Annotated in this window: 20 protein-coding genes and 1 tRNA gene; 9 read left to right on the top strand and 12 right to left on the bottom strand. The window is 40.6% G+C overall.

Features of this window, described 5'->3' with window-relative positions:
- Positions 1–575: 575 nt before the first annotated feature.
- Together proB and H5186_RS10235 are read left to right on the top strand one after the other, a co-directional pair.
- Complete coding sequence (gene proB, locus H5186_RS10230) at positions 576–1,682, top strand: glutamate 5-kinase (protein ID WP_145238116.1); 1,107 nt, start codon at positions 576–578, stop codon at positions 1,680–1,682.
- Positions 1,679–2,926 carry a glutamate-5-semialdehyde dehydrogenase gene (locus H5186_RS10235; protein WP_145238119.1) on the top strand — a complete coding sequence of 416 codons (1,248 nt, stop codon included), beginning with the start codon at positions 1,679–1,681 and terminating at the stop codon, positions 2,924–2,926. The genes proB and H5186_RS10235 overlap by 4 nt, the downstream gene beginning before the upstream one ends.
- Before the next feature lie 193 nt (positions 2,927–3,119).
- Here the strand turns inward: H5186_RS10235 and H5186_RS10240 are convergent.
- Positions 3,120–3,195 (bottom strand) — tRNA-Ala (locus H5186_RS10240).
- Positions 3,196–3,370: 175 nt separating this feature from the next.
- Between H5186_RS10240 and H5186_RS10245 the strand changes: the two genes are divergently transcribed.
- Positions 3,371–3,760, top strand: a complete 390-nt coding sequence (locus H5186_RS10245) for a hypothetical protein (protein WP_145238122.1) — start codon at positions 3,371–3,373, stop codon at positions 3,758–3,760.
- A complete protein-coding gene (locus tag H5186_RS10250) occupies positions 3,761–4,261 on the top strand; it encodes a prolyl-tRNA synthetase associated domain-containing protein (RefSeq protein ID WP_145238125.1) in 501 nt (166 codons plus the stop codon). It abuts the gene before it with no gap.
- On the opposite strand, the gene H5186_RS10255 is transcribed toward H5186_RS10250, so the two are convergent.
- Positions 4,228–5,370 carry an MFS transporter gene (locus tag H5186_RS10255; protein ID WP_145238127.1) on the bottom strand — a complete coding sequence of 381 codons (1,143 nt, stop codon included), beginning with the start codon at positions 5,368–5,370 and terminating at the stop codon, positions 4,228–4,230. The two genes, H5186_RS10250 and H5186_RS10255, sit on opposite strands and share 34 nt — an antisense overlap.
- A gap of 485 nt (positions 5,371–5,855) precedes the next feature.
- On the opposite strand from H5186_RS10255, the gene H5186_RS10260 reads away from it, so the two are divergent.
- From H5186_RS10260 to H5186_RS10275, 4 genes are all read left to right on the top strand, one after another.
- Positions 5,856–6,395: a DUF2058 domain-containing protein gene (locus H5186_RS10260; protein WP_149980503.1), complete on the top strand. Its 540-nt coding sequence runs from the start codon at positions 5,856–5,858 to the stop codon at positions 6,393–6,395.
- Between the two features lie 142 nt (positions 6,396–6,537).
- Entirely contained in the window at positions 6,538–6,861 is a 324-nt protein-coding gene (locus tag H5186_RS10265; protein WP_145238134.1) for a c-type cytochrome, read from the top strand.
- 160 nt (positions 6,862–7,021) lie between these two features.
- Positions 7,022–7,789 carry a class II aldolase/adducin family protein gene (locus tag H5186_RS10270; protein ID WP_182735552.1) on the top strand — a complete coding sequence of 256 codons (768 nt, stop codon included), beginning with the start codon at positions 7,022–7,024 and terminating at the stop codon, positions 7,787–7,789.
- 28 nt (positions 7,790–7,817) lie between these two features.
- Complete coding sequence (locus H5186_RS10275; RefSeq protein ID WP_064668182.1) at positions 7,818–8,993, top strand: mandelate racemase/muconate lactonizing enzyme family protein; 1,176 nt, start codon at positions 7,818–7,820, stop codon at positions 8,991–8,993.
- A 135-nt stretch (positions 8,994–9,128) separates the two neighbouring features.
- Here H5186_RS10275 and H5186_RS10280 read toward each other — a convergent pair whose 3' ends face one another.
- From H5186_RS10280 to zapB, 9 genes are all read right to left on the bottom strand, one after another.
- Positions 9,129–9,509 (bottom strand): hypothetical protein, encoded by a 381-nt coding sequence (locus H5186_RS10280; protein WP_149980504.1) that lies wholly within the window; start codon positions 9,507–9,509, stop codon positions 9,129–9,131.
- Positions 9,510–9,540: 31 nt separating this feature from the next.
- Positions 9,541–11,130 carry a S41 family peptidase gene (locus H5186_RS10285; RefSeq protein WP_182794434.1) on the bottom strand — a complete coding sequence of 530 codons (1,590 nt, stop codon included), beginning with the start codon at positions 11,128–11,130 and terminating at the stop codon, positions 9,541–9,543.
- Between the two features lie 50 nt (positions 11,131–11,180).
- Complete coding sequence (locus H5186_RS10290; protein ID WP_149980506.1) at positions 11,181–12,023, bottom strand: amidohydrolase; 843 nt, start codon at positions 12,021–12,023, stop codon at positions 11,181–11,183.
- Positions 12,020–12,748: an SDR family NAD(P)-dependent oxidoreductase gene (locus H5186_RS10295; protein WP_149980507.1), complete on the bottom strand. Its 729-nt coding sequence runs from the start codon at positions 12,746–12,748 to the stop codon at positions 12,020–12,022. The genes H5186_RS10290 and H5186_RS10295 overlap by 4 nt, the downstream gene beginning before the upstream one ends.
- Before the next feature lie 9 nt (positions 12,749–12,757).
- Positions 12,758–13,246 carry a peptidylprolyl isomerase gene (locus H5186_RS10300; protein ID WP_149980508.1) on the bottom strand — a complete coding sequence of 163 codons (489 nt, stop codon included), beginning with the start codon at positions 13,244–13,246 and terminating at the stop codon, positions 12,758–12,760.
- Between the two features lie 76 nt (positions 13,247–13,322).
- Positions 13,323–14,813: a LysM peptidoglycan-binding domain-containing protein gene (locus tag H5186_RS10305; RefSeq protein ID WP_182794435.1), complete on the bottom strand. Its 1,491-nt coding sequence runs from the start codon at positions 14,811–14,813 to the stop codon at positions 13,323–13,325.
- A 54-nt stretch (positions 14,814–14,867) separates the two neighbouring features.
- Positions 14,868–15,887 (bottom strand): MBL fold metallo-hydrolase, encoded by a 1,020-nt coding sequence (locus H5186_RS10310; protein WP_149980510.1) that lies wholly within the window; start codon positions 15,885–15,887, stop codon positions 14,868–14,870.
- A gap of 108 nt (positions 15,888–15,995) precedes the next feature.
- Complete coding sequence (locus H5186_RS10315) at positions 15,996–16,295, bottom strand: cell division protein ZapA (protein WP_149980511.1); 300 nt, start codon at positions 16,293–16,295, stop codon at positions 15,996–15,998.
- Positions 16,295–16,525 carry a cell division protein ZapB gene (gene zapB / locus H5186_RS10320; protein ID WP_145238165.1) on the bottom strand — a complete coding sequence of 77 codons (231 nt, stop codon included), beginning with the start codon at positions 16,523–16,525 and terminating at the stop codon, positions 16,295–16,297. Before zapB ends, H5186_RS10315 begins: the two co-directional genes overlap by 1 nt.
- 234 nt (positions 16,526–16,759) lie before the next feature.
- Here zapB and H5186_RS10325 point away from each other — a divergent pair, with 234 nt between their 5' ends.
- Complete coding sequence (locus H5186_RS10325; RefSeq protein ID WP_149980512.1) at positions 16,760–17,599, top strand: 23S rRNA (adenine(2030)-N(6))-methyltransferase RlmJ; 840 nt, start codon at positions 16,760–16,762, stop codon at positions 17,597–17,599.
- Positions 17,600–17,650: 51 nt separating this feature from the next.
- On the opposite strand, the gene H5186_RS10330 is transcribed toward H5186_RS10325, so the two are convergent.
- A complete protein-coding gene (locus H5186_RS10330) occupies positions 17,651–18,466 on the bottom strand; it encodes an META domain-containing protein (protein WP_145238168.1) in 816 nt (271 codons plus the stop codon).
- Positions 18,467–18,674: the final 208 nt, after the last annotated feature.

Here is an 18,674-nt window from a genome sequence, read left to right on the forward strand (position 1 = left end):
TTATTTTTAAGTTGCTTTAAATTACAACAATTTAGATTGAGGTTACTATATTTATATGCTTAAAAATCAATTTGTTAATTGTTTTGAATGCAGTTTGTACAATTTTACTCATTTTTAGTAATTAGTTAATTTGAACATAAATTACATTTTTTTGTGATTCATATTGTTTGAGTTGAACTGTTACTTACTCAATATTTGACACCCATCGTGGTGAGCAAATCTCGGTCCTTGAGTCATCACCCTATCTGTTGGTGTATCAGACTTTAGAGGCTCTATGTATGTTGTTAATAAAAAAGCTTCACACAGCTTTTTACAGCGATGCATAAACAACACTTTTTATTTACTTTATAACTGTTCAGTCTTAATGATTGAGCCAAAGTTATGCTATATCTAACGCACTTTGTTAATTAACTAAGTGAGCGTTTCCGGCTGAGTATTAAAAAGTGTTGGCTAAAGAAAGTGAGTAAAAGCAAGTGCAAATTGTTAACTCGTAACCTAGGTAAACACTAGGTGGTTTGTTTTCAGATTTATCCAAACTAGGGTAAGTCACAGTTAAAATGGAAAGTTGAACATTTATGCAAAAGTTAAATTGGCGACGTATCGTATTAAAAGTAGGTAGCGCATTGATTGCACCTGATCAAGATGGTTGTCGCTCACGCTATTTATTAACCATCGCTCAGTTTATTGTTCGTTGTCGTAGTCAAGGAATTGAAGTTATTTTAGTTTCGTCAGGCTCAGTTGCCGCTGGCGCGCATTTATTTCCGAAGACACAAGAGCGCACTGTGGCAATGAAAAAAGCCATGGCAGCAGCAGGGCAAACCGAAATGATGGCTATGTGGGACCGCTTTTTTGATTTCCCATCGGCGCAGATTTTATTAACTCATGGTGACTTACGTGACCGTGAGCGTTATGAGAGTATTAGAGAAACTGTTTTCACTTTGTTGGATCATGGTGTGCTGCCAATCATGAATGAAAATGATACGGTGACAACTGATGATTTAAAAGTCGGTGATAATGATAACTTATCGGCAATGGTCGCTGCTGCAGCAGATGCTGATGCATTGATGATTTTTTCAGATGTGGATGGGCTTTATGATAAAAACCCTAATCTGCACGATGATGCAATATTACTGCCTGAAATTAAATCAATTGATGAATCAATCTATGCTATGGCAGGATCTGCTACCAGTGCGGTTGGTACAGGTGGTATGAAAACTAAAATTGAAGCAGCTGAAAAAGCGACTTCACATGGTATTACTACTTATATAATTAATGGTTTTAAAGAGCAGACATTTACAAAACTGCTGGAAGGTGAGAACCCAGGTACTATTTTCTTACCATACGAAAAACCGATGCAAGAAGCTGTTCACTGGATGACTCATACTGCAAGTGAGCAAGGTGAAGTCGTTGTCGCAGGTTCATACGATGAGTCTTTAGAAGGTGAAACTGGCTGTATCCGTGGCGATGAAATTGTCGCAGTGCATGGTGAGTTTGCAATTGGCGATACCATTTTGGTACGTAGCAGCGACGGCACTCGATTAGCCAAAGCAACTGCAAATTACAGTAGTTGTTTATTGAATTTTATAGCAGATAACGAACAAAGCGAATTTAGCGACAAGATGCAAGATTCGATTGGTCCCGTTATTTCAGAGAAAGATATCGCATTATTGGAGAAGTCATGAGTTTAATTACAGATATTTCACGTCAGGCAGCAAAAGCGGCACATCAGTTAGCCTTACTCGATACCGAGACCAAAAATCAGGTGCTACTGGATATGGCTGCAGCATTACGCCAACAAAAAGCATTTATTATTAAAGAGAACGAAAGTGATTTAGCCGCAGCCCGCGATAACAATCTAGCAGCCGCTATGATTGACCGTTTAACGCTCAATGACGAACGTATTGAAGCGATGGCTGAAGGCATTGAAGTGATTGTAAGCCTTGATGATCCGGTGGGTCAATTACGCGATATTACTGAACGTCCTAACGGGATTAAAATTCGTAAAATGCGCGTACCACTTGGTGTGGTATGTATGATTTATGAAGCGCGTCCAAATGTAACCGCTGATGCTGGAGCGTTATGCTTCAAATCAGGTAATGGGGTTATTTTACGTGGTGGTAAAGAGGCGCTTAAAAGCTCGCAAGCAATTGCGAGTGTCATGCATCAAGTATTAGAGCAGCATAATTTACCGGCAGCGTTAATCTCCGTTATTCCAGATCCAGACCGCGGATTATTAATGGAATTGATGCAGCAACGTGACAGCATTGACTTAATTATTCCACGCGGCGGCGAAGGGCTAATTAACTTTGTAACAGATAACAGTACAATTCCTGTGATCCAGCATTTTAAAGGTGTGTGTCATTTATACGTAGATAAAGACGCTGACTTAGAAGTGGCGATTAACTTGCTACTGAACGGTAAAACTCAGCGTACTGGCGTATGTAATGCATTAGAAGGCCTTGTCGTTCATCAGGATGTTGCCGATGAGTTTTTAAATTTATGTGCTGTTGTATTACGCCAAGAAGGTGTAAAAATAAATGCAGATAGCCAAGCCGCACAATATTTTGATGATGCAACAGTGCTTGCGCCAGAGGAATTTGGCGAAGAATATTTAGATTTAGAAATCGCGATTCGTGTAGTACCAGATTTTGCTGGTGCAATTGAGCATATTGCGCAATTTGGTTCAAACCATACGGAAGTTATTTGCACTAAAAACCAAGCCGCGGCTGAATTGTTCCAGCGCAGTGTTGATGCCTCAGTAGTGATGGTTAATACCTCATCACGCTTCTCTGATGGCTCACAGTTAGGTTTAGGTGCAGAGATTGGTATCGCAACGTCAAAATTACACGCTTACGGCCCAATGGGCTTAGAATCATTAACGACGGAGAAATACCTCGTCAATGGTGTAGGTCAAATTCGCGAATAATTGGTAGTCGAATAACCAAATTAAAATGCCGAGTTTATGCTCGGCATTTTTGATCGTAAATACCATGCAGCGCACAACTGATAGCTAAAAAATAACTAACATAAAATAAACAGTTTTTTGATTAAAATGAGAAAGATTTAAAAATTGAATTTGGCATCAGAGCCATAGTGATAAAAATTGAAGAGTAGGAAAGTGGTGGAGCTAAGCAGGATCGAACTGCTGACCTCCTGCGTGCAAGGCAGGCGCTCTCCCAGCTGAGCTATAGCCCCACATTCCTAAAGTTACGAATTTCGTAACCTACTTGAGGTTCCGTTTCAAGCGGGACGAACTTTAATGAGATTTCTAAATTTGGTCAAGTATTATTTATATATTTTTTGAATTTTTACGCAAACAATGAATTTTTGGTAGACTAACGGTCACTGGATAACAGGAATGATACTAATAATGAAAAAATACGCGTTGATGTTACTCGTTTTACTCTGTGGTTGTGCTAGCCAAAGTGATGAGCCGCCTTTTGAAATTAATAATAAACAGTTACACACTAAATTAGATGAGCAAGGTAATAAGATTTTTGCTTATGTGGTATCGGTTAAAGCCAATAGTCGCGCAAATTTAAACTTAGATCGACCACTGACACGCCAGCAATTTAAAAACTTTGCAGAGCAAGAATATTTTGAAGAATCAAATAGCTTAAAATTAGAATTAGAAGATCAAGCCGTGCACTTATTAAAACAAGAGTTGCATGACAAAAAATATTGTCGCAACGATAAATATGAGATAAATGAAGTATTGTGGCGAGATTTAAGTGTACGCTTGATGGGGCGTTGTTTATAAATGTTAGCGGATAAAAGTAAATTAGCGGCGCTGTTAGCGCATTTAAATATCAATTATGACGTTATCGAACACCCTGCATTACATAGTAGTCTTGCTGCAGATGAATTAATGGTGGAACGGCCCGGAACGCGATTAAAAAACTTATTTTTGCGTGATAACGAAGGTAAAAAGCATTTTTTGGTGATCACCGCACATGACAAGCAGTTAGACTTAAAATCACTGGCTAAATATCAAGGCTTGTCACGCTTAGGGTTTGCCTCCGATGAGCGCTTAGCACGCTTTTTAAAAGTCGCACCTGGATGTGTATCTATGCTTGCTTTGATGAATGATAAGCAAAATGATGTCACTTTATGGCTTGACCAAGACATATGGTTTGGTGATCTATTTCATTGTCATCCATTTGAGAACACCCAAACATGGTTATTAAAAAAAGCCGATTTAGACGCTTTTTTTGCCACCACAGGGCATCAACCTAAAGTGGTTTTTTTACCCGCTAGATAAGCCGAACTTACTAAAATTAATCCGCATATACAGACTAATAATAACGAGGCCATAAATGCGATATGGCCAAGTTGTTGATATACCAAGCCTGGTACAAAAGAGCCTAAAGCCCCGCCACTATAATAAAATGACACATAAGCACCATTAGTGACACTCGGTGGTGCACTGCTTATTTTATTAACCAGCGGCGCTGCGGTTGAATGAATAATAAACATCGCGCCGCAAAAACCAGTGAATGCCAGTAAAAAAATCACTAATTGTGAGCTCATCAAAAATACTAGTGTAGTGCTGTAAAAAGCAAATATAGCAGACAATAAATGCCACGGTGAAATACTCTTTTTTAATAACCAAGGAGTCGCAATAGAGGCGAGGGCGCCAATCAAGTAACCGCTATAAACTAAGCCAATATCACGGGTATTAGTAATTAAAAAAGTGTCTTGTAAAATGAACGGTAAATAATTTAATAACGCAGCAAAGCAAAAAAACATACAAAACACCGCACCATATAATTTTAATACCGCAGCATTCGCGAGCTGTTTTAAATAATTTAATGGGGAAAGAGTGCTGTTAACAATGGCTGTTTGATTACGTGGAATACTCAGTGCAAAGCTAATTAAACCTGCGGCAATAACAAAATAGAAGCTTTGCCAAGTCCATAAATCAGCAAAAATAGCCGCTAACACTCGGCCAAAGTAACCCCCAGCAATTGTACTGCCAATATAGAAGGTCATATTCTTTTGCAAACTATCAGCTTGATAAGTGCTGCCTATGTAAGTGGTCATTGCGGTGAGTGCGGCAGGCAAGGTTAAACCTTGTAAAAATCGTAGTAACAGTAATAACTCAAAACTGGGGGCATAGGCAAAAGCAACACAGGTAACAGCTAGTACTAGCATCGCGTAGCGAAGAATTGTTAAAGGGTTACGTTTAGCCAGTAATAAGCCGTATACCAAAGGGGCAATCGCCAAAGGGAGCATAGTTGCCGTCATCAAGCTACCTGCGGTTGCAGGACTAACTGAAAATTGCTCTGCAAATAAGCTTAATAATGGCTGCGGTGCATAGAGCACGAAAAAGATAAACAGCGAGCAAACTAATAAATGACCGAAACGCATTTTATTGGCCCTACTACAAAAACCACAGCTTAACCTGATTGATATTAAATTCAACCTCAACGCGTTCTTTAAGTGGTTACTTTTATTCTAGAAATAAGTATTTATTGCGCTAAATCAGGTTTTCAATCACAACACTTTGCTAGATTAATGGTCACAGCACTATGATTTGTTTTAATTGGTGATTATACCCAAACCACCTCAAGATGCAGAATTCAGCGTTTCACAGGGGCTTAATATCAAGGCGTTACTTTGCAAGAATGGCAGTCCCTTTTAAGAAGTAACAACGCTGAGAGTAAGTTCCTGTGAAACGCCCAACGGGTTGGTTTAAAAGCGATTTATACTACGTTATTGATTTTAGCAATAGACCCACTATTACTTGCAATCAATGCCTTGCCTAAATCGCTTTTAATTCCAACTGAAACTCGCATCTTGGGGTGGTTTGGGTATAAAATAAAGCTAATATCAGTTTTTAATGGAACAAAGCTATGGGTTCATTACAAGACCAATTGCTACAAGCAGGATTAACCACATCACATAAAGCTAAAGTTGCTAAAAGTGAAAAGCGTAAGCAACAAAAAAAACCAAAAAAAGGGGCGACCAGTAACCCTAGTGATCTGCAAAAGCATATTCAGCAAACAAAGTTAGAACAGCAGAAAAAAGCAGAAGAATTAAATCAAGCTCGCCAAGGTGAGTTAAAGCAACGTGAGCAAGTTGCCCGCGTAAAGCAGATATTAGAACATCATAATCAAGATTCGATACGTGGTGAGCGGACTTTCAATTTTACTTACGAAAATAAAGTCAAAGAGCTCGACGTAAATGAACAAACGCAAAAAGCCTTATCAGGTGGCCGACTGGCAATTTGTGTGTTGGAAGGGCAGTTTTTTGTACTTGAAGATGAGCCAGCCCGTAAAGTGGCAGAAGTTGATGAAAAGTACATCGTGTTTCATGTAGAGCCAGAAGACAAAGGCAAAGATGCTGATGACCCATACGCTGATTTTGAAGTACCAGATGATTTAGTATGGTAGCCTAAGAGATGACTTGAACAGCGTGTTTGGTGATCTACTTGGTGTATAAATTACGTACATATGTAATGTACAAAGATCCGTTATTATGGTCTACAATTAAGCTAACAATTTTTATAAACCGTCAAAAAGAAGAGAAAATACAATGAGCAAGATAACAAAATTACTCTTAGGTGCAAGCCTCTCTATGGTTGCTAGTATGTCATTTAACAGCATGGCTGCCGATGGTGCTGCGCTTTATACAGCAAAAATGTGCCAAACATGTCATGGCCCTGAAGGTAAGGCACCGATCATGGCAATGTATCCTAAACTAAATGGTCAGAATAAAGACTACTTAGTGGCGCAAATGAAAGACATTAAATCAGGTGCGCGCAATAATGGCATGACTGCAGCGATGAAAGCGATGGTTGCGACTGTTACTGAAGAAGAAATGGTCGCTATTGCCGATTACTTAGCAAACGTAAAATAATTTTTGCTGAGTGTGAGTTATCAATGGGCTCACCGAAAACAGCCACACCAATTTGGTGTGGCTGTTTTGTTTTAAATATTGATCATCCACGCACACTACTTTAGACTTCTATCCATCTATTTCGTGTTTTGTTTTTAACGCGTTTAAATAAGGCCCCATAATGTTTGAATTACCACAACTTGATTTAAAAAATAAAGTCTCTGCACAAGAATGGCAGTTACGAGTTGATTTAGCCGCCTGTTATCGGTTGGTTGAGCATTTTCGTTGGGGTGATTTGATTTACACACATTTATCGGCGCGTTTGCCGGGGACTGACCATTATTTAGTGAATGCGTTTGGCCTCACATTTGATGAAGTAACAGCTTCTAACCTAGTCAAAGTGGACTTGGCCGGAAATATTTTGGATGACACGCCATTTGCAATCAACCCTGCTGGTTTTACGATTCACAGCGCGATTCACGAAGTGCGTGATGACGCTCATTGTGTTATTCACTTACATACTAAAGAAACGATTGCCGTTGCCACGCAGCAAAATGGTCTGCTGCCACTTAGTCAGTATTCAATGTTTTCACTGCCGTCATTGTCTTATCACGGCTATGAAGGCTTAGCAGTTAATAGCGATGAGAAAAAACGTTTACAAGATGATCTCGCTAATACTAATCATATGTTGTTAGTAAACCATGGTGGTTTAACTGTGGGGCCAACGGTGGGTGATGCATTTATGCGTTTTTATGATTTACAGCGTGCTTGTGAAATACAGCTGGCTTTACAAGCCAGTGGCCAAGCTGTTACACCAGTACCTCAAGCCATAATCGATAATATTTATAATCAAGCGAATGTAGTGCACAGCGGTAGTACCGGTGGGCAATTAGCTTGGCCTGCGATGTTACGTAAGGCCCATCGTCTTGACCCTAGTTTTGCAAAATAACCTAAGCCTTGGTTAATAAGGAATTGTCATGAAAGTTAATCGCGTTGAAGTTTTTGATATCCACTGTCCAGACAGACCTGCTTGGACTCCTGTATTTGTCCGTATTCATACTGACGAAGGTATTAGCGGGGTTGGCGAAGCTGGCCTTGCTTATGATTTAGGACACAGTGCTGCCGCTGCTATGATCAAAGAAATGGCTGATGCTTTCTTAATTGGTCATGACCCATTTCAAACCGAAAAGTTATGGTCGCGTATGCTGCGTGAAAGCTTTTGGGGTTTAGGTGGGGGCCCAGTAGTCTATGCAGCAATGAGCGCGATAGACACCGCTTTATGGGACATTAAGGGCAAAGCATTAGGTTTACCTGTGTATCAGTTGTTAGGCGGTAAAGTTAACGACAAGCTGCGTACTTATGCTTCGCAATTACAGTTTGACTGGGACACTGAGTTTAAAGCTCTGGTACATCCACAAGAATACGCAGAAGCGGCGTTAAAAGCAGTGGCTGAAGGCTACGATGCCGTTAAAGTTGATCCGATCCAATATGATAAAGACGGCAATACTTATTACGACCGCACTAACATTATTTCACGTGCTGAAATGAAGCTATATCGCGCCCGTATGCAGGCAATTCGTGAAGCTGTTGGTGATGAAGTGGATATCATTTTTGAATGCCACAGTTTACCGGGTGTTACCTCTGCTATTCAAATCGGTGAAATCGCTAAAGAATTTGACTGTATGTTTTATGAAGAACCAGTTAACTACTTAAATCATTCGTTACATGCCAAAGTGGCAGATAAAGTATCAGTGCCAATTGCCGGTGGCGAGCGTTTATATAATCGTTGGGGTGTGCGCCCTTACTTAGAAGATCAAAGTATTAATGTATTACAGCCAGATATCGGTTTATGTGGTGGTTTTACTGAAACTAAAAAAGTGTGTGATTACGCTGATATTTTTGATGTGCGTATTCAGGCTCACGTCTGTGGCGGCCCCGTTGCAACCGCAGCATCATTACATTTAGAAACGGCTATTCCAAATTTCTTAATTCATGAGCATCACACTTATGCAATTAAAAAGTGGAACCGTGAGTTATGCTTGCAAGATCCACAGCCTAAAAATGGTTTCTTTGAAGTGTCTGAAGAGCCGGGTATTGGTATTGAACTTAACGACGAAATCGTGATGCGCTCTCAGCGTGTTGAGATCAAATAAAATCATAGGCTACGAGCTATGAATAGCGAGCTAATTTCAGCTCGCTATTCATTAAGTTTATCTACTTTGGCTTTTGCAAATTTAAAACTATTTCTTACTAATTCAAAACGTTAAAATTTTCCTAGCACCTAGCACCTAGATATCATTCACCTTGCATTGTACATCCGGTAGCGGCTCGGTGGCTTTGCTATCGAGATGACGTACAAAGCATAGGTTGTTTTTTATCAGTAATTCAAAACGGTCTGGCATGTTTAGCTGTTTACCCATAATAGGGTTGCCAAGCTCGTCGGTTTTAGTGACGTTATCAACGACCATCAAGCTGCGCTTCATAAACACATCATTAGCTACTGCAATCTTCTCTGAGCGCATTAGGCGAGCAATTCCTTGAGCAATCAGTTCCCCTTGAGGCTCTGTTAGTAATGCATGCTGTAATTTTGGTGTTGGTTCACTGCTTTGCACAGAGCAGCCGCTGATCAAGAGCGCGGTTAGTATTGATAATGAACATTCTTTTAGCATAACAATTCTGCCTTGAGTTTAATGCTAACGCTTAATGCGAAGGCAGTATTTTATTTTGCTCAGCAAGAGATCCAGCCCGTGTATCTAATACTGCAGGGGTATCGCCAAAGCGTGCAGGTGCAAAACCTTGCTTACTGGCTATTGAACTGGCTGCTGGACAACTACCATTATCACGATAACCCAACGCGGCTTTTAGTACCGCTTCTTCAGGATCGCCTAACTGGTGGCTAAAGTCATCAGCAACGGCGCAACCGGCTATGCGTACTGGTAAGCGGGCATTGTCAGTGGTGTTTTGCGGCGCAAAACCATCTGAATATTCACCAAAACCTTTATTGTTTTCGCCAGTAAATTGAATGCTAAAGTAAGTCGTATCGCAGTTATCTGTGGCGTAAAATCCATAAGGTTTGCCGCAAGTACCAGCGCCAATTTGAATAACTTCAATATCAGCGCCGCGTAAGCCATTTATTATCGCTTCGCTGGCAGAGCAAGTGCTACTAGTGGTTAATAAATAAACGCGTTTTAAGTTAAGGCTTGGTAATGGTGTACCTGGTATTAATGCCGGGTTCTCGGCAAAGCCAACAAATTCATCGGTGAACATCACAGGCTCCAAACGCTGCCCAGTAACAGGGTTAAAGGTTGGGTGTTGATCGTTAAAAATGGTTTTTTCGAAAACTTTACCGTTGGTGTTCGCGGGGCCTGCGATCATATAAGCAACTTGACTGGCCATTTGTAAAAAACCACCGCCATTATAACGAATATCAATAATCAGATCAGTGACATTACTTGCTTTGAGATTATTAAAGGCATCATAAAGCGGTTTTTCAGCAATTGCATTGTGGCTATTAAATTGAAAGTAACCAACAGTGCCATCAGCTAAAGTCTTCACGTTTGTGACTGGCCTAGAAGTAATCGTTTGTGAGTTTAAAATAACTTCGCGGGTTTCATCGGTATTAATATCTTTGAATACGAAGGTAGTGCTTTTACCGGTTTGAGTTGGATATAAACCCGCGTTGAGGATATCGACCTCTGCTTGCGTGCTGGCATTGATAAAATCAACACCATCGATTTCTAAAATCTCAAAGCCGCGGGCAATATTTTGCGCACTTGCAGGTGAGTTGGGCTCTGTATAGCTGATCACACCTTGACGTGGTGCTGTAGAGCTGATTAATTTAACTTTAAAACCATAACCAAAAGTCACTCCTGATTGGCTTTGGGCTTCCCATTGTGCAGTTGGCAGGCTAGAGTGAAAGTTGTCTTTGTTTGCGCCTGACTCGGTAATTTGCTCGGTTTTTAGTAATTTAAAATATTCATTTACAGCAGGGGTCAGCGCTGGATCACGATCGATAATTTCGTCATACCAAAGGTAGGTTTCATTGCTCCATGAGCGCAGCCAGTGCTTTTCGTTTAATGCTTGGCATTGTTGATAAAAATTACTTGAGGGTTGAAATACACCTTGTGTCCAATTGATTCTGTTACCAGTGTCGCCATCACCAGTGCTGTTATTGTTATTGTTATTGTTGTTGTCGGTCATTGTACTACCGCCACCACAGCCAGAAAGAAGCGCTAGAAAAGAAACATTGAAAAGCCCAATAGTGAGCTTTTGAATAGAGGAAACAGCCATAGTGATGATCTATTTTTTATACAATATAAACTCAATATAGCGGTTTTTAATTAAACTTGGTAGCAGTGCTGCGCATTTTTGTAGCTAAGTTGTTGCCATACACTATGAGTATTACACAGCTCAAAATGGTTTGACCAACGCTGTTGATAACTCGCGTTGATTTGACACACAGGGAAATTACTAGCAAACATAACGCGGTGCTGACCAAAGTGTTGCAGGATAAAGTTAAAACACTGCTGTTGCTGAGTTTGCAGCTGCGCGGTGAGTAGCTCAAAGCCTGAAAATTTAATCCAGCAGTTAGGTAGTTGCGCTAATTGGCTGATCCCCTGCTGCCAAATTGACAGATTATTGGGTAAACCCGCATGGTTTATTATTAATTGTAAATGCGGAAGTTGTTGGCAGTAGTTGATTAGCTGTTGGGTAATCGTGAGCTTTTCAACTTCAAATTGAGCTTCAAATATCAGCTGCTTACTGGCTAATAGCGCTAAGTTATCATGGCATGTAGCATGGCTTAAGCGCATGGCATCAGCGCCTTCAGTGATATCTCTAATGCCCACTAAGCTTGGGTGTGATAAAGCGGTAATTGCATTATTAAAATCGTCGGGATGACTATTAATATTGGCAAAGCTGATAGCTTTATAATTGTGGCCACCTAAGTGCTCAGCTAGCCAGTGTAGTTCATTGATGGGGTGCTGGTTATCAAAGCCTGCTTCAATGTGTACTAGGCCAGCAATTTCAAACTGACTTATATGCTGTAATTGGTTAACACTTATGGGCGCTTTAATCGTATCTAAATTTGGCCAAGGCACAGGATTGTTACCTTGTAGCCAATCATATTGCCCTTGGACTAAATTAAAAAAGTGTACGTGAGGGTCAATAATGCGTTCACTCATTGCGCGGTATAACCACCATCAATAGTTTGCAAACTGCCGGTAATAAAGCTGGCATCATCACTGGCTAAAAACGTAACTAATGCTGCGACTTCATCAGCTTGGCCTAATCGTCCGAGTGGCTGTAATGCGCCTTCTTCGGCAACTATAGTGGCTTTATCGGCGCCACTACGAGCACAATATGCGTCGATAGCATTATGAAAAAGCGGTGTTTCTATGGTGCCTGGGCACACTGCATTGGTGCGAATATTAAACTGGGCATAATCCAATGCGGTGGTTTTTGCCATTGAGGCTAACGCATGTTTGGTCAGGTTATACGCAAACGAGTTGTTTTTAGCTATGATGGCTTGATCTGAGGCAATTAAAATAATCACCCCATTTTGTTGCGCTTTCATGCTTGGTAACACGCTTTGAATTGCCGCGTAGGCACCTTTTACATTAAGTGCAAACAAGCTATCGAAGGTTGCTTCGTCAGTGTCTTCAATTGTCGCGCTTAGATGACGGCCGGCATTCGATACCAACACATCTATACATTTGCCATTACTGGCAATCTTTGCAATAACCTTTTTTACTGCGCTAACATTACTCACATCGCAGTGGTGCCAAGTGCCTAAATCTGCAGGTTCTAGATCAAGGTTATGTACTTGGTAACCATTATTTAGAAAACGCTTAACAACAGCACGACCTATACCTTTACTGCCGCCTGTAACGATAGCAACCTTTGACATGGAATTTCCTTAGTGGTTGTGACCACAACCGCCTTCGCTATGGACATGGCCGTGTGATACTTCTTCGCTGGTTGCTTCACGTACGCTAAGTACTTGCACGTCGAACGTTAGAGTTTTGCCTGCAAATGGGTGATTTAAATCACAATCAGCATTGAAACGACCTACTTTCACGATCGTTACTTGATGACGGCCTTGATTAGAGCTAACCATTGCTGTCATGCCTGGCTTCCATGCTTTAGTGTCACCTTGAAGGTGTTTAAGAGGAATGCGTTGAATAAGATCATCAACACGTTCACCGTAAGATTCACTCGGTGTAAGTGTCACGCTGAAGCTATCGCCAGCAGCCTTGCCTTCAAGAGCTGTTTCAAGACCAGGAAGCATACCTTCCAAACCATGAATATAGGTTAGCGGCTCACTGCCAGTACTTGTTTCTAGTTGCTCGCCCGCTTCACTTAATGTGTAGTGAAATTCAACTGCCGAGTTTTTGCTAATTTGCATGCCGATCTCTTTAATTTAACTGTAATGAAAAGCTAATTTTACGCTAAATAAGCCGGATTATAAACTACTGGTTCGGTTAGTGTGGTTGCTTTAAGGTTCTTGCAAGCTCTGAAAGTAAACCTTCGTCATGCAATTGTGACACGGCCTTTGTTGCTTGCGGCAAATGTAGCACCAGCTGCGTGCCAGGCGTTAAAATACTCGAGGCACTAAGTTTATTCCACCGGGCTAAATCACTATGCGGCACATCATAAAGTTGGCTGATTCCCCAGATAGTATCACCAGGCTTTACCTGGTATTGGATTGCGATAGTGGGGATCGCTATTTCAGTTTGTTCAAGGTAAGGACTGATTTTATAATTGATAGTTAACGAGTCTGGCATGGTGCGAGGTTGGCCAACCACCAATGCTTCACCAATACCGATTAAATTAGAGGTTTTGTTATTCATCGCTTTTAGTTTGTTAACTGATAATCCAAAACGACGGGCAATCGAGTACAAAGTATCATTTTTTTTCACTGTATATTCGCCAGTGAAATTATTTTTAAAGAACTGGCTGCTTAATAAGCTTTGCTGTTGCAGTGGTAGTAATAAAGTATGAGGACCATTAGGTGAGCTTTGGTTTTTTAAATAGCCAGGGTTGAGTTTGTGTAGTTGGCTGCGACCAATACCAGATAAATTGGCGATCACCGAAAAATCAAATTGCTGGCCAACGTTAAGCTCAGTTGTAAGGGCTTTGTTGGCAAGTTTAGGGCGGTATAATCCGCGCTGAGGGTTTTGTATTAAGTAGCTTAATGCCATTAGCTTTGGCACGTATTCAGAGGTTTCTTTGGGTAATTTCAACGACCAGTAATCAGTGCTTTTGCCGCGCTTTTTATTTTCTGCGATGGCGCGCTTTACACGTCCTTCGCCACTATTATAAGCCGCTAATGCATGTAGCCAGTCGCCATCAAAGCGCTTATGTAAATACTCTAAATAGGCCAAAGCGGCATCTGTTGAAGCGAGAACATCTTTGCGCCCGTCATACCATTGATCTGATTTTATGCCGAAGTGATGAGCCGTCGCACCGACTAATTGCCATACCCCAACAGCTTGTTCTGAGGAGCTAATAGTCGGGCGAAAGTCACTTTCTACAAAAGGCAATAAAGCTAATTCCATGGGTAACTTACGTTGCTCTATTTTACTAACAATATGATAAAGATAAGGCGCAGCCCGGGCACTGACAACCTGTAAGTATTTTGGTTGCTTGGTATACCAGGTAATCCGTTTATTTAGTGCTTTGTTTAGGTAAATTTGAATGGTTAAGTTGTCGGCTATATGTCGCCATAAATCTTTATTGCGAGTGTGCGCTTGAGGTGATGTAGCGGCTTGTTGCGCTGGAGCTGTTAATGTTATTTTTTGTTTTTTATGCTTGGTATCTGTGGGTTGTGCTGAGCTATTTGATGACGGTTTAACGTGATTAAAAATAACCGGAGCTTGCACAGTATCACTTGGCGCTGAATATGGCTCAGTTGTTTGGCAACCGGATAGTAAAATTAAAGTCACAAACAGGGCTAAGAGGTAACTGCGCATAAACATCACTAAATTAATATCCTTTTAAAAGTCTAGCACATCCACGTGCGAGCGCTATTTTGACTGTTTAACTCGTTTAAGTCCAGCCTCTAGAAACAGCGGGTAAGCTTTTCGTGCTATCTCATCAACTTGGTAGTCTTTCGCAAACTGCTGATTAAAGCTTTGCTGTAATTGCACTAAATCTTGCTCTGGATAGTTTGTTACATGCTGTTGTATCGCGTGCAAAAAGTTTAATGGTTGCTGTAAATCGTCTCGTTTTAGTACGCTTCCGTGGCCAGGCAGGATTATCTTGATGCGCTGATCTGAGTGAAGTTGTGTGAGTATTTGCAACCAGTTATTAAAATTACCATGGCCGGGATAAGGTAGCCAATCAACCACATCAGCACCGACTAAAATGCGATGATTTTCGGCGCTGAGAGTTAAATCACCATTAGTATGGGCTTGGTGTGCGTTAATCGTGACTGGGTAGTTGCCAAGTTCAATGGTTAAGCTATCAACAACGTAAGTTTGTGGTGGTTGTAGTTGATATTGGCGCCATCGTAATAATCGCTGCTTAGCTAAGTTGAGTTTGTTTTGCCAGTGCTGTTGTTGCGCTTCGGGCTGCTGGGCTAAACGCTGTAAACTCAATTCGATACTTTTTTCATAACTATCAAGTTTATTAGTATAGGTTTGTTGGAGTTGACTAAATTCAGTAGCAAGCTGTTGATGGACAATTAATTGAGCATCGGGGAAATGATGCTGCAAAATAGCCATGCCCAGTAAATGGTCGTCGTGGAAGTGACTAGCAACTAAGTAACACAAGGGGGTTTTTAAGGTGCTTTTTAGTTGCTTAACGGTTGCTTCAACAGCGGCAAAGTCGCCACTGGCATCAAACATTAGCGCGCATTTATCACCTTCAATGAGCACTTGGTTTGAGTCATAAAAGCGTAGGGCTCGTTGCTGCTCTAAAAATTGTACGTTAGGTGAGATTGTTTGCCACTGTGTTGCTGCAACAGCAGAGCGGGGTGCAACAAGACTAAAGCTTAGCAATAAAAGTGCAGTTAACTGAGTGGGGATATAAAAAGGGTGAGTCATAACAGTATTGCCAAAATAGAGAAAATAAAATAGGCAAGTTAGCTGATTTTGTTTTTAATTGATACTGGAATCCACGAGATAATAAAAAAAGCGCGAGTGCGCTTTTTTTTATTCGGCTGACGATTGCCCTAAGTAAGCACTGAGCTTATCGATGAGTTGATCCTGCTGCTGTTGGGTAACGCTTTGCTGTGTTTTTGCTTCGAGTAACTCATGGCTAATATTCAAGGCTGCCATTAATAAGGCTTTTTGATCATTGCGCACTGTTGAGCGCTGCTTCATTTGATCAACCAAATCATTTAAGTATTTGGCTGATGCAATGAGTGCATCCTCTTGCCCAGCTGGGCAAGCAAATTGCTGCTCTTTACCAAGCAACTCAACTGTGACTCGCTGGTTTTGCAGCTCAGACATTAGTTAGCCTGTTGGGCGCTTTGTAGCTTCTCAAGTAAACCCGTTAAAGTTGTGCTGGTGTCTTTTTGTTTTTCTTCACTTTCAAGTACTTCAAGTTGAAGAATTTCATTTTCATCGATTAGCTTACTATTTTTATCTTTAAGCTCGCTAACCTGAGTTTGTAGCTGTGAATTTTGGCTAATTAATTGGTCGATCAATTGTTCTAGTTGAGAAAGGGTATCGTTATTCATAAAGGCGCTCATAAAACTGTGATTATTGTCATGCAAATGTAAAGCAAAGTTGCTTTATATGCCAGCATTTACGTGTGTTTTGGCTGATTTTTATTTAATGTTAATAAGCTGTTCAGGCTAGCGACTAATTTGTTCATAAGTGGTTCACTTAATGGCCAGCAATTTATGACCCTTGGCGTTTTATGTTGTAGAATATAACTAACTTCAATGAGTTTATTTAAGCGAAATTATATTATGCTCAGTTACAGACACTCATTTCATGCTGGAAACCCAGCCGATGTCGTTAAACATTTGGTATTAGCTCAGGTATTAAGTTACCAGACGCTCAAAGATAAGCCATTGGACTATATCGATACTCACTCAGGAGCTGGCTTTTTTGAATTAGCCAGTGCTGATGCACAAAAAACGCAAGAATACCTAAATGGCATTGCTAAGCTTTATCAACATCGCAGTGAGCATCAGGAACTAAATGATTATATTGATTTAATTAAATCATTTAATGACACAGAACAATTAGCTTTTTATCCGGGCTCGCCGAAAATTGCTGAGCATTTCTTGCGTCGCCAAGACAAAGGTTGGTTTTTTGAGCTACATCCGCGAGATTTGGCATTACTACAAGAAAACATGAGCGGTAAGCGCTCAATTCGTGTCCGCGGCGAGGATGGCTTTACGGGTCTAGTGGGGTTATTACCCCCCGCTTCGCGCAGAGCATGTGTACTCATTGATCCACCTTATGAAATTAAAGACGATTACGACACTGTGGTAAAAACATTAACGAAGGCTTATCAACGCTTTGCTACTGGTACTTACATGATTTGGTATCCGGTGGTCGACAGAGAAAGAATTGAGCGTATGGAAGAGGGATTGATTGCTTCAGGTATGCGTAATATTCAGTTATTTGAATTAGCGACTGAAGCCGATACTGACGTGCATGGCATGACTGCATCGGGGATGATAGTAATTAATCCACCGTGGAAGTTAAAACAAACTATGGATAAGGTATTACCTGAACTAGTTACCTTATTAAGCGATTCATCAGGCTTTTATCGCAGCGAGCAATTAGTTGCCGAATAAACATTGAAACGCCCAGCTCACTGGGCGTTTAATTACAGAGAGTGATTAGAGTTAATTAAAATACACGGCTTTAAAGGTTGCCAGTACTTTACCTTGCTTATCTTTTAAGGTGAGTGATTCACCATTAATATTCCACGTCGCAGTATTTTCTAGTACGCCAGACATTGCAGTTTCTTGTTCCATACCTTGAGAGCACATTTTTCTAGTACTAGCTTGCGGGCTGAATGTCAGTGCTTGTTGATCTACTTGATAACTACCAGCAAAATTATTGCAGCCTAAAAAGCCATGGCTTTTGTTATCTTTACTAAATTGAATAAAGGGTTCTTTTGTTTCAACAGTGACTTGCACGCCATTTATAGTAACAGCTTTAAAATACGTATTTACTAAATCGACATTAGGCTTTTGCGGCGCAACTTTAGACACGACTACTTCATAAGGTGCTTGTTGTGATTGCTCAAATGGATTGTTATGTGTAGTACTAACGTACAATAACTGATCTTGATTAGTGATACGTGCAATTACGCTATAGCGATGACGTTGATCCATTTTGCTCGCGTCGTAGCTAAGCTCTACCGTATAAGGTGGTGCGCCATTGATATCAATAGTTTGTTGACTAATTATTTCTGCTTCAGTATCCATCTTTGACACATCAGCTAAAGTCACTGTGAGTTGTGATCCAGGACCTAACATGCTGCGATCAAGGTAGCTAACTTGAGTTGTTAAAGTGGCCATGGCTGCATCTTCAGTGGTTTGTTTCGTTTGTGGATCAGGTAGGCTCTTGCACCCGTTAAGTACCATTGCACTGCTGGCCAATAAACTAATGCTGGCAATCGATTTTAAAACTGAATAAGGTTTGTTCGATAGCATGGTTTATTCCTTGAAATAAATGAATCGGTTGATTTTTAATCTATGGGTAGTTTACAGCGCTATTACTTAATCATAGCTTAATTATATTTCATAGGTTGGATCTTAAGAAAACTTGAAGTTGAACTCTGTTAATGATCAAATAGTTACGCCAATAAAAACATGACCAAAAACAGAGTTCACATGCAGATTAACCAAGTTTCAAATCAAT

The sequence above is a fragment of the Pseudoalteromonas sp. SG41-2 genome (genome assembly GCF_014164535.1).
Taxonomy (GTDB): domain Bacteria; phylum Pseudomonadota; class Gammaproteobacteria; order Enterobacterales; family Alteromonadaceae; genus Pseudoalteromonas; species Pseudoalteromonas rhizosphaerae.